The 13,861-nt window shown below is 58.1% G+C and carries 13 protein-coding genes; 6 read left to right on the forward strand and 7 right to left on the reverse strand.

Going from position 1 to position 13,861, the window contains the following annotated elements; all coding sequences use genetic code 11:
• The first annotated feature begins 43 nt into the window (after positions 1-43).
• Genes C5750_RS15920 through C5750_RS15940 form a run of 5 tightly spaced genes read left to right on the forward strand, consistent with a single transcriptional unit; the run spans position 44 to position 5,781 of the window.
• Positions 44-1,003: an ABC transporter permease gene (locus C5750_RS15920; protein WP_105734886.1), complete on the forward strand. Its 960-nt coding sequence runs from the start codon at positions 44-46 to the stop codon at positions 1,001-1,003.
• Positions 1,003-1,842, forward strand: coding sequence for an ABC transporter permease (locus C5750_RS15925; RefSeq protein ID WP_105734887.1), 840 nt, complete (start codon positions 1,003-1,005; stop codon positions 1,840-1,842). The genes C5750_RS15920 and C5750_RS15925 overlap by 1 nt, the downstream gene beginning before the upstream one ends.
• Positions 1,839-3,614, forward strand: a complete 1,776-nt coding sequence (locus C5750_RS15930; protein ID WP_105734888.1) for an ABC transporter ATP-binding protein — start codon at positions 1,839-1,841, stop codon at positions 3,612-3,614. Before C5750_RS15925 ends, C5750_RS15930 begins: the two co-directional genes overlap by 4 nt.
• Before the next feature lie 3 nt (positions 3,615-3,617).
• Entirely contained in the window at positions 3,618-4,655 is a 1,038-nt protein-coding gene (locus C5750_RS15935) for a serine hydrolase domain-containing protein (RefSeq protein WP_105734889.1), read from the forward strand.
• Between the two features lie 10 nt (positions 4,656-4,665).
• Positions 4,666-5,781, forward strand: coding sequence for an anhydro-N-acetylmuramic acid kinase (locus tag C5750_RS15940; RefSeq protein WP_105734890.1), 1,116 nt, complete (start codon positions 4,666-4,668; stop codon positions 5,779-5,781).
• On the opposite strand, the gene C5750_RS15945 is transcribed toward C5750_RS15940, so the two are convergent.
• From C5750_RS15945 to C5750_RS15975, 7 genes are all read right to left on the reverse strand, one after another.
• Positions 5,782-6,201: a GNAT family N-acetyltransferase gene (locus tag C5750_RS15945; RefSeq protein WP_105734891.1), complete on the reverse strand. Its 420-nt coding sequence runs from the start codon at positions 6,199-6,201 to the stop codon at positions 5,782-5,784.
• A 215-nt stretch (positions 6,202-6,416) separates the two neighbouring features.
• The gene (locus C5750_RS15950) at positions 6,417-7,499 is read right to left on the reverse strand and encodes an ABC transporter ATP-binding protein (protein ID WP_105734892.1); all 1,083 of its coding nucleotides are present in this window, start codon (positions 7,497-7,499) and stop codon (positions 6,417-6,419) included.
• Positions 7,483-8,595, reverse strand: a complete 1,113-nt coding sequence (locus tag C5750_RS15955; RefSeq protein WP_105734893.1) for a Gfo/Idh/MocA family protein — start codon at positions 8,593-8,595, stop codon at positions 7,483-7,485. Before C5750_RS15955 ends, C5750_RS15950 begins: the two co-directional genes overlap by 17 nt.
• The gene (locus C5750_RS15960; RefSeq protein WP_105734894.1) at positions 8,592-9,611 is read right to left on the reverse strand and encodes a Gfo/Idh/MocA family protein; all 1,020 of its coding nucleotides are present in this window, start codon (positions 9,609-9,611) and stop codon (positions 8,592-8,594) included. Before C5750_RS15960 ends, C5750_RS15955 begins: the two co-directional genes overlap by 4 nt.
• Positions 9,612-9,614: 3 nt before the next feature.
• Positions 9,615-10,388, reverse strand: a complete 774-nt coding sequence (locus C5750_RS15965) for a carbohydrate ABC transporter permease (RefSeq protein ID WP_245421140.1) — start codon at positions 10,386-10,388, stop codon at positions 9,615-9,617.
• A gap of 103 nt (positions 10,389-10,491) precedes the next feature.
• A complete protein-coding gene (locus C5750_RS15970) occupies positions 10,492-11,436 on the reverse strand; it encodes a carbohydrate ABC transporter permease (RefSeq protein WP_105734896.1) in 945 nt (314 codons plus the stop codon).
• 2 nt (positions 11,437-11,438) lie between these two features.
• Positions 11,439-12,728: an ABC transporter substrate-binding protein gene (locus C5750_RS15975; RefSeq protein WP_105734897.1), complete on the reverse strand. Its 1,290-nt coding sequence runs from the start codon at positions 12,726-12,728 to the stop codon at positions 11,439-11,441.
• 43 nt (positions 12,729-12,771) lie between these two features.
• Here C5750_RS15975 and C5750_RS15980 point away from each other — a divergent pair, with 43 nt between their 5' ends.
• Complete coding sequence (locus C5750_RS15980) at positions 12,772-13,860, forward strand: LysR family transcriptional regulator (RefSeq protein WP_105734898.1); 1,089 nt, start codon at positions 12,772-12,774, stop codon at positions 13,858-13,860.
• Position 13,861 lies beyond the last annotated feature (1 nt).

The following is a 13,861-nucleotide window of genomic DNA, read 5'->3' on the forward strand; positions in this document are numbered from 1 at the left end:
GGGCCGGGATCGCCGATCACTTCTTACCCGGAGACGTTTCTGGATGGGTTATCTTACACGGCGTCTGGTGACGTTTCCGCTGGTTTTGATCGGCGTCTCAATACTTGTGTTCGTTGCGATCCGTCTCGTTCCCGGCGACTCCATCACGGCAATGCTGGGTACGGAGGCCGGGTTACTGACACCGCAGCAGCGTGTGGCGTTGACGGCCTATTTCGGCCTCGACCAGAACTGGCTCGTTCAATACTGGCACTGGCTGCTCGGGCTTTTCCGCGGCGATCTGGGTATCTCGGTCGCCTACGGAAAACCGGTTCTCGACGTGATACTGGATCGCTTTCCCCTGACTTTGGAGCTGGCTTTTCTTTCCATGATCATCGCGCTTGCGGTTGGTCTTCCGGCAGGAGTGTTCGCAGCAACCCACAATGGCAGACCATCCGATCTGGCAGTGCGCATCTTTGCCATGATCGGCCAGTCCACACCGAGCTTCGTTGTTGGCCTTCTGATTATCTACGTGCTGTCCGTCGGCTTCGGCGCGCTGCCGACAATGGGGGAGTTTTCGCCCTTCTGGCAGGACCCGCTGCGTAACCTCAGCCAGTTGATCTTTCCGGCCATCACGCTTGGATTGGCATTTGCCGCTTCCGTCACCCGCATATCCCGCTCGGCCATGCTCGATGTTCTGAGCGATGATTATGTGAGGACCGCACGCAGCAAGGGTGCGCCGGCGCGCAGTGTCATCTGGCGGCACGCGCTGCCGAACGCGCTCATCCCGGTCGTCACCCTCAGCGGTATGGAATTCGGTTATCTGCTGGGCGGCGCCGTTCTGGTCGAGAAGATTTATGCGCTGCCAGGATTGGGACGCGTGGTTCTCGACGCGATATTGCAGCGGGATTATGCCCTGCTGCAGGGAAGCGTGCTGTTCATTGCCTTCAACTTCATGGTCGTCAATCTTCTGGTCGACCTTGCCTATTCGGCGCTCGATCCCCGTATTCGTTTGGGAGAACGGTAATGCGCATTCTCCGCGCCATCTTTGGACACACAAGCGGCAGAATAGGCGGGATCATCGTCATGCTCTACCTCGTGATCGCCTTGCTCGGCCTCATGGGCTTCACACCGCATGACCCCTTGATGCAGAACCGCCTGGACCGTCTGCACTCTCCCACTATCACCTATTGGATGGGCACCGACCTGTTTGGCCGGGATGTCGCCAGCCGTCTCATGCGCGGGGTGGGGCAGTCCTTTACCGTCGCCTTCCTGTCGGTTGCCTTTGCATCGCTCGCGGGAACTGTCCTTGGCCTGGCCGCGGCATGGTTCGGCCATCGGATGGACGGCATCATCATGCGCCTGATGGATGTGTTGCTGGCATTTCCAGCCATTCTTCTCGCCCTTTTGGTCGTGGCCATTGTCGGACCGGGAACCTGGACCAGTATTGTGGCGATCGGGATTGTCTACACGCCCATATTCACCCGTGTCGTGCGCGGCCCAGCCCTGTCGCTGAAGGCGCGTGATTTCGTTGACGCGGCGCGCACCTTCGGCAGCAGTCGCACATATATCCTGACGCGGCATCTCCTGCTCAATCTGGTGGCGCCGCTGACGGTTCAGATCACCCTGGCGCTGGCATGGGCTCTCCTGACGGAAGCGGGACTGAGTTTCCTTGGGCTCGGCACCCAGCCGCCCGCATCGTCGCTCGGTCTGATGCTCAGCGATAGCCGCAATCTGATGGAGACAGCCCCATGGCTGCTGATCTTCCCCGGCCTTGCAATCATGGTGAGCATCCTTGGTTTCAACCTGCTCGGTGATGCGCTGCGCGATATCCTTGATCCGAGAATGCGGAGGTCAAACCCATGAGCCCGTTCCTCTCTGTCCGTGATCTGCGCGTCGGCTTCGGCCGCGACCCTGAAATCAATCCGGTTGTGCGCGGCGTAAGCTTTGATGTGGCCGCCGGCGAAACACTGGCCATCGTCGGCGAGAGCGGTTCCGGAAAGTCAGTCACGGTGCTGTCGATCAATCGTCTCGTTGATTTCGGCGGAGGCCGCATCGTCTCCGGTTCCATAAAGCTGACACGGGCGGACAACAGTATTTTGGACCTGACAGCCGCGACGGAACTGCAGCTGACAAAAGTGCGCGGCGCTGAAATCGGCATGATTTTTCAGGAACCGATGACATCGCTCAACCCCGTGCTTTCCATAGGCTCTCAGATTGAAGAGTCCTTTCGTCTCCATCGGGGCTTAACCGGAAAGCAGGCGCATGCGGCGGCAAAGGATGCGCTCGATCGCGTGCGGATTCCCGACGCTTTGCGACGCTTGAACTATTATCCGAACCAGCTGTCCGGTGGCATGCTCCAGCGCGTGATGATAGCAACGGCTTTGGCATGCAACTCCCGTCTGCTGATTGCCGATGAGCCCACGACGGCGTTGGATGTCACCGTGCAGGCACAGATCATGGCGCTTCTTGCAGAATTGAAGCGGGAAACCGGGATGTCGATGATCTTCATCACGCATGACATTGGTCTGGTCGCGGGAATTGCTGACAGGGTCATGGTGATGCAGAACGGGCTGGCAGTGGAACAAGGGGAGTTGAACCAGATACTCGATCGCCCGCAACATCCCTATACGCAACATCTCCTGCACGCCGTCCCGCATTTCGCCAGCGGGCAGGCAGCGCGTACCGACGGCAAGCGCAGCAGTGAGGCGGCGCCGGCCGTCCCAGCCCTCAGGGTTGACGGTCTTACGGTGCGGTTTCCGGTTACGTCGGGTATTTTTCGCCGCCCAGCCGGTGCGGTTCACGCGGTAGAGGGTGTGGATTTTGATCTGATGCCTGGGGAAACGCTGGCAATCGTTGGTGAAAGCGGTTCGGGGAAATCAACGACGGCGCGCGCCATTCTGGGCCTGACAAAGTCCACGCGCGGAACGTTTTCTGCCATCACGCAGGAAACCTCCGCGCGGCGAAGCCAGCGGCCGGTGCAGATGGTTTTCCAGAATCCCTATGCCTCGCTCAATCCGCGGCTCTCCGTTGAGAGCATTCTTGCGGAACCGGTGATCGCCGCAGGCGGGCGGCTCGATGGCCGGACGCGCGAAAGAATGTCCATGCTGATCGAACGTGTCGGCCTGCCGATCAACAGTCTTGACCGCTATCCGCATGAATTCTCCGGCGGTCAACGCCAGCGATTGTGCATTGCCCGGGCGCTGATGCTGAATCCAGCCGTTGTGGTCCTCGATGAAGCTGTTTCGGCGTTGGACGTGTCTGTGCAGGCCAAGGTCCTGGAACTGCTGGTGGACCTGCAGCGGGAGTTCAACTTGGCCTATCTGTTCATCTCGCATGATATGGCCGTTGTCGAGCGTATCGCCCACCGGATTGCCGTGATGTATGCCGGACAGATTGTTGAAATCGGCCGCGCCGCCGCGGTGCTGGCAAATCCGCAGCATTCCTACACACAAAGGCTCATTGCCGCCGTTCCGACGGTCAGCCGCCGCAAGGAGCACTTTGAACTGGATACGCGGCAGGTTCCGTCCCTGGTGCGCCGGTTGGGTTTTGAACCCGGCCCGGCCGACTGGACACATTTTGGTGCCGATCACAAGGCACGTGCCGAAGCTCCAACACATTTGCAAACGGCGGGATAGATCATGCCTGTATCCGATCGCACCCAACAATTCGCCAATACCGCGCTTTCGCAATTGTTCAATCGCGCGTTTGCACCGCTCGCCAATGCCGTGGCAGCCGGCCGCATTCCGGGGGGCGTGTTCGGCATCGTTGATCGGGACCAGCGCCGGATTATCCAGGCGATTGGCTCAGCTCAACGCATTCCGAATATCAGACCGATGCGGGTCGACACATGGTTCGACCTTGCATCGCTGACCAAGGTCATCTTTACGACGCCGCGTATCCTTGCTTTGGCGGAAGCGGGTATCATTGACCTCGACGCACCGCTCATTTCCGTATTGCCGGATCTGCGCCAGTATGATGCGAACGCCTGGGAGCGAAAAATCACATTCCGGCAATGTCTCGGGCATCAGACGCCGTTACCGGCTGTTGCCCCCATCTATACCTATGGCCGCGATCCGGACTTGCTGCGCAGTTTCATCCTGCAGCGCGAATGGCCGGCCGGGGAACCGGTCTACTCCGATATCAACTTTATTCTTCTGGGCTTTGTACTGGAGCGCCTGTCCAAACGCTCCATCCGTGACATGGATCCAGGGCCAGGCTTTGCATTCTCTGCTGCCCCTGATGCTGCGGCGGCCACCGAGGATTGTACCTGGCGGCACCGGGTGCTCTCGGGCGAGGTGCATGACGACAATTGTGCCGCCTTGCAGGGGGCTGGTCATGCCGGACTGTTCGGAACGGCCCATTCCGTCCTGGATTTCGCGCAAGGTCTGCTGGATGGAACCGGAGCATCCGAGGGTGCGATTGCGCTTATGAAAGAACCTCTGTCCGCCAAACGCACGCATGGGTGGGAGCGGCCGTATGAGGACTGGTCTGGTGGTGGATTGTGTTCTGCAGATACAATCGGTCATACGGGCTTCACCGGCACCGGCCTGTGGATTGATTTCGACAAGGGCAGGGCATGGACACTGCTCACCAACCGCATTCATCCGACGCGCCATTTCGACAGTGGAATAGCCTTGCTTCGGCAAGAAGTCGGCAATCTCGTCAACGGATCGTAGGAATTCAACCATGGGACCAATATGGGCCGTCGGCCTGATGACCGGCACCGTACTTGACGGCAACATTGATGTTGCCCTGATCAAAACCGACGGCGAACGCATAGAGGCGTTCGGCGCTTACGCGCTGACCCCCTACGACGCATCCGTTCGAGTTCTGCTGGAGGAGACGTTGAACCAGGCCCGTGTCTGGAATTTCAACGGCCCCGAACCGGTGATCTTCCGGCAAGCCGAAGAGGCGCTGACGCGCGCGCAATCGGCAGCGGTCCAGGATTTGGTCAATGGTGCCGGCCTGACAATGGCCGACATCGGCATCGTCGGGTTTCACGGCCAGACTGTCCTGCACCGCGCACCGCAAGAAGGCCGTCCCGGTGCAACCCGCCAGCTCGGCGATGGCGAATTGATGAGCGCCATTCTTGGAACGAAAGTCGCCTATGATTTCCGCTCGGCGGATATGCGCATGGGCGGGCAGGGCGCTCCTTTGTCAGCGGCCTATCATGCCGCGCTGCTGCAGGCTGCCGGGGTTCGAAATGACACCGCGATGCTGAACCTGGGCGGTGTCGCGAATGTCACCTGGTGGGACGGCGACGGTGGTTTCATCGCATTTGATACCGGGCCTGCCAATGCGCCGCTTAATGATTTCGTCAAGTCGAAAGGGCTGGGTGAAATGGATCGCGACGGTGCTCTGGCTTTGGCCGGAACAGTTGACGAAGAACGCCTTTCCAAGCTCCTGCAGCATCCTTATTTGACAGCCCCTTATCCAAAATCATTGGACCGCTTCGACTTTGGCGCAGAAATGGCCGATGGCCTCAATGCACGGGATGGGGCGGCACTTCTGTCGGCATTTACCGCATCGGCCGTCGGGAAAGCGCTCGATCTCTTGCCGCAACGGCCCCGGCGGCTGGTGGTTTGCGGAGGCGGCCGCCGCAACCCGGCGATCATGGCCATGCTTGCGGATCGTGCCGGCGTCGAAGTTGTGTCCGCCGAAGCCTTGGGTTTGCGCGGCGACGCGGTCGAAGCGGAATGCTTTGGTTTTCTTGCGGTGCGCGTCCTCAGGGACCTGCCGATCAGTTTTCCGACGACGACAGGCGTTCGCGAGCCTACGTGTGGTGGACGCGTCGCAGGTTAGTCAGAGCCGTTTCTGCAGGAAGATGCGGTTACGCCCCATCGGAAAATCAGGCAGGGTGGCAAAGGTCTGGTATCCCTGCTTCAGGTAAGTCTTCGCGGCACTTGGATTGAAGGTATCAATATAAGCGCCATGGCATCCGCGTTTCGCCGCTTCTCGTTCTGCGACAGCAAGCATTCTGCCTGCCATGTGCTGTCCGCGAAAACTCTCATCCACCCACAACCATTGGATATAGAGCCATCCCCACGCGGTGTAGCCCGATATTCCACCGACAACCCTATCGCTTTCATCGCGCACAAAGACCGCAAGTGGCATTCTCTGGCTCGGTCCGACATCGCTGTCGTTGAATGCCGTCAGCTGATCTCCCAGGAATTTGAGATCGGTTGGCGAGGGAGTTTCTGTGACTTCGAGATGGATGTTCATTCTACCGCATGGATAAGTCAGATCAGTAACATCACGCTAGAATAATAAATTCCTGATTTCAATGTTTTGTGGATATTTTATTCCTTTCTGCAAAGAGCGTTCATACTGATCCCACTTTGCCCAATGCGGCCCTCAGCCGTGGTTGATCATGCTGTGACGCACCGCCGTATCGGCGTGAAAACGCGTGACGCAAACCACCCAACTGCCCATATCCGTCACACGAGCGTGATGATGTGTGGCAGGCGAGCACCCGCTACCACATTGCCATCGGCCGCAAAAAGATGGGCCTTGGCCGGATCAAAAAATGCCTCCAGCGTTTCTCCAACTGCAACCTGTCCATCGAGAACAACCGTAATGGTTTGTCCGTTCGCCGCGGTCGCGTAGACCACGGTTTGACCGCCCAGGCTCTCGACCAGCACGACTTTCAGCGAACCGAGGGCGGCACCGGTGTCTGGGTCAATGCTGATATGTTCAGGGCGGATACCCAGTGTCATCGGCACGTCCCGCCCCCCGCCCGCTGCTGATCCCGTTATGTCGGCATCGGCCTCGATCCCAGCGGCAGAGATCTGCAGGAAGTTCATTTTCGGCGAGCCGATAAAGCCGGCGACAAACAGGTTGCGCGGATGATTGTACAGATCAAGGGGCGCACCGACCTGTTCGATCCTGCCATCGCGCAGGACAACGATCTTGTCCGCCATGGTCATCGCCTCGACCTGGTCATGGGTGACGTAGATGGTGGTGTTGCCCAGTCGCTGCTGGAGTTTGGCGATCTCCACGCGCATCTGGACCCGCAGCTCCGCGTCCAGGTTTGACAGGGGTTCATCGAACAGGAAGATTTTCGGCTCGCGCACAATGGCGCGGCCAATGGCAACACGCTGACGCTGCCCGCCGGAGAGCTGCTTCGGCTTGCGGTTCAACAGCGGTTCAATTTGCAGGATCTCAGCGGCCCGCTGCACCCGTTTTGCTATTTCAGCCCGCGGCAGCCGTGCCGTTTCAAGACCAAAGGCAAGATTTTTGTAGACGCTCATATGGGGGTAGAGCGCGTATGACTGGAAAACCATCGCAATCCCCCGCTCTGACGGCGTGACGGCATTCATGCGCTCGCCGTCAATCAGCAGATCCCCGTCGCTGATGGCTTCGAGACCTGCAATCATCCGCAGCAATGTCGACTTGCCGCAACCGGACGGACCGACGAAGACAGTGAATTCGCCGGGATCGATCGTCAGGTTCACCCCGTGGATGACCTGCAGATTGCCGTAGCTCTTTACAACATTCTGGAGCTCAACTGCGGTTGCCATGCGGCACCTCATCTGTCTGCCGGAATGCGGCTGGAATCCAGCTTTCATAGTTCGGGTGGTCGTTCGGAATCGGCAACTCCACGTCCTGATGCGTCAGTGATGAATAGTAGAATGCGGTGACCAATTCGAGTGCCCTGCGTGAATCGGCGCTTGTCACCGGAAGCGCGCTGCCATTTTCAAGCGCATCGAAGAACCGTGCCATTTGTGTTTGGAAGCGCGACGGAACATGTTTCCAGTCTTTGAGCAGGGCGTCGATCTTGTCCTTCGTTGCCTGATCCCGCGGCAGGATAACCCAGGGTTTTGCGCCGGGGTTATAGGCTTCATGGTCGCTTTCGAACGTTACATGCTCGAAGGTGAGACGGATACGGGTGATTTCATCGGCCGAGCCCAGAGTGGCGGTGAAGCTGGCAAGCGCGCCGTTGGTCAGTTCAATCGAGGCAGTGACGCAGTCTTCCACCTCGATCTTGTTGACCCGGGTGGCGACCCGGCCAAACAGACGTTTGATATCGCCCATTAGATAATTGAACAGATCATGCTGATGGATGGCGTGCGTCATCAGCACGCCGCCGAGTTCCGTCGCCCATTTGCCGCGCCACGGCACCTCGTAGTAGTCCGGTCCGCGCGTCCAGAATGTTTCGACGGAACCGATGAACGGTTTTCCCGCGATGCCGGCGTCGATAATGGCCTTTGCCTGCTCGATCCCATCACCAAAGCGGTACTGGAACACTGGCATCAGGCGGCCCTTGGACAATTTCTCCTGGGCGATAACCTGGTCCACCTCGGACAGCGACCCGACGAGGGGCTTCTCGCAGATGACGTGTTTTCCCGCCTTCAGCGCTTTCATGACCATCGGGAAGTGTAGTTTCGGCGGCGTGCAGATATCGATGATATCAAGATCATCCATGGCCAGCAGGTCGTCGAAATCAGCAATCCGGCGCTCGACGGAGAATTCATCCGCAAGCGCGTGCATTTTTTTCTCGTCAATGTCGCAGATGGCGAGAAGCCTGAATTTGTCGGCATTGGGAACATATCCCTCGACAATATGGCTTCTGCCGATACCGCATCCGACGACGGCGACTGTTCTGAGGCGTGTCATTGATTCCACTCCGTACCGCGCTCGGCCAGTTGCTGAGCGGTCAAGGCAAGTTTCATGGCGTTGAAGCATCGTTCCTGCGGCATGGCCGTTTCGGTCTGGTTGCGCACGTCATCAAGGAATTGCCGTCCAAAGGGCAGATCGACGGCCGTACAGTCCATATGCTGGACGCCGTCCGCGTTGACCAGGAAAAGGTGGTCCGTGCCAGGGCGTCCATTGATGTCGATATATTTGCGAAGCTCAATATATCCTTCCGTGCCGAGGATGGTCAGGCGGCCATCGCCCCAGGTGGGAAGTCCCTGCGGTGTGAACCAGTCAACGCGGACATAGCCGGATGTACGTTCTGTCTTCATATGGACATCGCCGATGTCCTGCAGGCCGGGCCGACCGGCATTGCCCCGGTTGGCAACGGTGGCCGAAATGATTTCCCCGTCGATCGCATTGGAAAAGAATAGAAACTGTTCAAACTGGTGGCTGGCGATATCGCAGAGAATTCCGCCGTATTGTGCTCTGTCAAAGAACCAGTCGGGCCGGTGATTGTTGCGGATGGCGTGGGGGCCGAGACCGACGGTGTTGATAACCTCGCCAATCGCTCCTTGAGCAACAAGGCTGCCCGCCTTGACCGTCGCCGGCACCTCAAAATGCTCGGAATACAGGACGCTGTATATTCGCCCGGTGGCCTTCTGGACCGCCCGAATGTCGGACAATTGTTCGAAACTAGTCATTCCCGGCTTGTCGGAGAGGACATCCTTTCCGTGCTGCATCGCGGCAATTGATATTGCGGCGCGCTCGGCGGGAATTGCGGCAGTGGTTATGATCTGGATGGACGGGTCCTCGAAAATCGCGCGCGGATCGGAAACGCGCCGGGCTTCCGGAAACTTGCTGGAAAATGCGGTGGCAAGATCATCTTCCTGCGCATGGAAGGAGACAAAACGCGCTCCCGCCCGTTTCAGGCACTCAACCTGACCGTAGATATGGCTGTGATTGATGCCAATGGCTGCAAAATTCAGATGGGACATGGCTTATCGTTTCATTCCTGTGGTTGCGATGCCTTCGATCAGAAGACGCTGGAAGAAGAGGAAAAAGGCGAAGATTGGCACAAGGGACAGAACCGACATGGCAAAGAGGCTGCCGTAGTCGGAAATGCCGGTTGAGTCCGTGAAAGTGCGAAGCCCCAGCATCACGGTGTATTGCCGCATGTCGCTGAGATAGATGAGGGGGCCGACGAAATCGTCCCACGTCCAGATGAAGGTGAAGATTGCTGCGGTCGCCAGCACCGGCGTTGAAAGCGGCAGGATAATCTTCCAGTAAATCCGCCAGGGCGAACAGCCGTCCATCATGGCGGCCTCGTCCAGCTCTCTGGGCAGCCCGCGGAAGAACTGCACCATCAGGAAGATGAAGAAGGCGTCGGCCGCGAGAAATTTCGGGACAACCAGCGGTAGGATGGTGTTCACCCAGTCCAGGTGCCGGAACAGCACATATTGCGGGATGAGCGTGACCTGATAGGGCAGCATCATGGTCATCAGCATGAGGGCGAACCAGAAGCTGCGCCCCCGGAACTCCAGCCTGGCAAAGGCGTAAGCCGCCATGGAGCAACTGAGCACGTTGCCCGCCACCGACAACAGCGCAATAACGAGCGAGTTCTTGAAGAAGGTCTCGAAACCAACCTTCAGTCCGCTCCATCCACGGACATAGGCGTCAAAACGACAGGATGACGGCCAGATGCTGACCGATGTGAATATCTCCTGCTCGGGACGGCAGGAGGCTGCCAGCATCCACAGAAGCGGATACAGCATCACCACGCAGGCGATGATCAGGACGATATGCGTTGCGCCCAATGTCAGATATTTTCGCGCGTTCTGTGACGCTTCTGGCGCTACAGCCGGTTGCTTTGCGGTGTCAGTCATAGTGCACCCAATACTTTGCTGTGAGGAAGGCAAAGGCGGTGAAGATCGCAACGAGCGCAAGAAGAACCCAGGCAAGCGCCGAGGCGTAGCCCATGCGGAAGAAACCGAATGCCTCCTGATAGAGGTAAAGCGTATAGAACAGGGTCGAGTTGATGGGATTGCCGGTGCCGCCGGAGATAATGAAGGCCGGCGTAAAGTTCTTGAACGCTTCTATGGTCTGAATGATCGCATTGAAGAAAACCACCGGGGACAGCAGGGGCAAAGTGATCTTGATGAACTGCCGCCAGCGTCCGGCACCATCAAGGCTGGCAGCCTCGTACACATCTGCAGGAATTTGCCGCAGGCCAGCGAGAAAAATGATCATCGGCGAGCCAAACTGCCAAACCGACAGGATGATAAGCGTCCAGAGGGAATAGGAGGGATTGGATATCCAGCTTGGCCCGGCTATGCCGAACAGCGCCAGAAATTTGTTGACCAGCCCGTTGCCCGCAAAAATTTGCCGCCAGAGTATGGCGATTGCCACGCTGGCTCCCAAAAGCGACGGCAGGTAGAACAGGGCGCGGTAGATCGGCAAGCCCTTCATGCCGCGGTTGAGCAACAGGGCGACGGTCAAGGCCGCGATCAGTTTCAGCGGCACGGAGAGGACGACGAAGAACAGGGTGACGCGCATGGACGTCATGAATTTCGGATCGGTCGTGAACATGCGGATGTAGTTGCTGGCGCCGACCCATTTGGGATCGGTCAACAGATCGAAGTTTGTGAATGACAGATAGAAGGACCAGATCATCGGCCCGACTGACAAGCCGAAGAAACCAATGAACCAGGGAGCCAGGAACAGATAGCCGTAGCGTTCCCTGGAGCCAAAACCGCGTGACAGCTCTCCTGTCGCTGCCCGCCGGTTTGTGCGGGCAGCTGGATCAGAGGCGGTGATGTCCATGGTCAGCCCCTGCTCAGCAGATCATTGGCAAGTGCGACAAATTCAGGCCCGGCCTTTTCGGGTGTCTTGGTCCCGAATGCGACTTCCTGGCTGAGGGTTCTGAGGACAGAGAGTTCGATCTCCCCTGCAGCTTTCGGCGGCGACGGAGGGATTGGTCCAAGCAGGTCACCGAGATTGGTGACGAAGTCGAGTGCCATCCGGCTGTTTTCGTTGAGCGTCGCTGCAATGGCCTCGCGCGCGGCAGCCGAACAGGGGATGCCCCGCTCCGTACCGAGCAGCTTGGCAGCATCAGGGTCGCTGACAAAAAAGCTGATGAACTTGGCCGCTGCCGCCTTTTGCTTGGATGAACCGGCGACGGAGAACAGCATGGCCGGCTTGCGGTAGTGGCCGCCGCCCGTGGTTGCCGCGACGCGCGGATAACCGCACAGTGCGAGCTTGTCTTTGACGAGCGCCTGCAAGGCTACTAGCTGGTTGGAGTTTGCAGGAAACATTGCAGCCTTGCCGGTCACAAGCATCGAGGTCTCGAGCGAACCCGTGTCGAGCGCCTGATCTTCCGCGGTCACGCAGATTCCGGCGTCGCGCAGCTCAGTCCACAATTTGAACCACTGGACAATATCGTCCGCGTCGAATGCAAGTTTGCCGTCTGCCGTGTAGAGCGCCTTGCCACGCTGCCGCAGCCAGTTTTCCAGAACCGGCTCAAGCCCGGATGTATCTGCAATCGCCCTCATGCCGCCGCGTATATTGGCTTTCTTGAACGCCGCGCCAATGTCGTGAAGACCGTCATAGGTAAGGGCGTTTGTCGGAACTGCAATACCTGCTTCCTGGAAGGCATCAGTATTGATCATCGTGGCGCATGAATTCGCCCCGAGACTGATGCCATACAGTTTTCCGCCGACCGAGCCGCCCGCGAGCTGATCCTTGTCGAACTGACCGAGATTGAGCGCGTCGCCGATGAACTCATCAAGCGGTGCAATCGCCTGACGCGAAGCGTACTCCACGATGTAGCGGTAATCCATCTGCAGCACATCAGGCGCGTTGCCGCCTGCGGTTTGCGTGGCCAATTTTGGCCAGTAATCGTTCCATGACAGGAACTCGCTTTGAACGCTGCCACCCTCTCTCTTTGCGTAGAGGTCCGCGGCTGCGTTGGTGACTTGGGCTCGCGTCTGACTTCCCCAGAAGATGAGACGCAGATTACTGCCTTCTGCAAAGGCCATCCGGCTCCCCATGGCTCCCATTGCCAGCCATGCGCTTGTCGCCTTGAGAAAATGACGCCTGTCGATTTGTCCGTTCATAGTGCCTCCCACTGAAACGAGCCGGCATCGGTCTCCTCACCGGATGACGGCACGCAACAGTAACAGGTCACCAGACTATGGAAAAATACGAAATGAGCATTGTATTATAGATAAAATCTATATCATGACGCCGAGTCATCATCGTGTGGATGCCGGAAGCAAACGCGCTGGCAGCCACCTCACCGGTCCTCAGAGGGGAGCAAATGTCATGGACAAGGTACTCCAGCAGTTTCTTGCTATCGCGGAAGCCGGCACCATCAGCGGGGCGGCAACCACATTGTTCGTGACCCAGCCCACGCTGACATTCAACATGAAAAAGCTGGAAGATAGCCTTGGTGTGCCCCTGTTTGTGCGCACCTCGCGCGGCATTACCCTCACCAGTTACGGCGAGACGCTGTATGAAAACACCCGCGTCATGCGCCGCCTCTACGACAATACAATCGCGTCCATCGAGGAACAGCGCGCGCGCCGCGAACAAGGGCTGAATATCGGCACCGGCTATTCCTGGTGGTCACTTTTCCTCAAGGACCTTATCCTTGATTATCGCCGGAGAAATCCAAATGCGCCGATTTATGTGAGCATCGGCAATCAGTTGCGCTGCATGGATCAGTTGCTCTCCGGCGATACTTCCCTTTTCATCGGCCATGAGGTGAAGGGCATGGCGCGGGATACGGGGACGACCTTCCTCCCGCTGACACAGGTGCACAATGGTTATTTTGTCCGGGCGGGTCACCCACTGCTCGATAAGCCGCGAAGACTGGCCGAATTGGAGGAGTATCCGGCTGTGGTCAGCAACTCGCCGGAAACACGGCACTTGAGGCTTTTTGGCTACAATGTCAGGGAGCGGGCCGACATCGCTTCCAATGCCTACAAGTTTGCGTTTGCCTCCAACTCATTGGCGGCTTGCCTTGATTACATCAAGGAGACGGATGCTGTCTTCTGTCACTCGGCCGTGATGTCGCACACGTTCAGGCAACGGGACGTCTATCCCGTCATTGTTGAAGACGAGAACGTGCTCGAGCGGTTCAATGTGGGCATTTATGTTCTGCACGAGCGAATGGAAGACGCGTTTGTCAGCCGGTTGATCGACGATATAAAGGCTGCCGCCGCCCGGGTATTGTCAACAGCTTGAT

The organism is Phyllobacterium myrsinacearum (assembly GCF_002980555.1).
Lineage (GTDB): Bacteria > Pseudomonadota > Alphaproteobacteria > Rhizobiales > Rhizobiaceae > Phyllobacterium > Phyllobacterium myrsinacearum.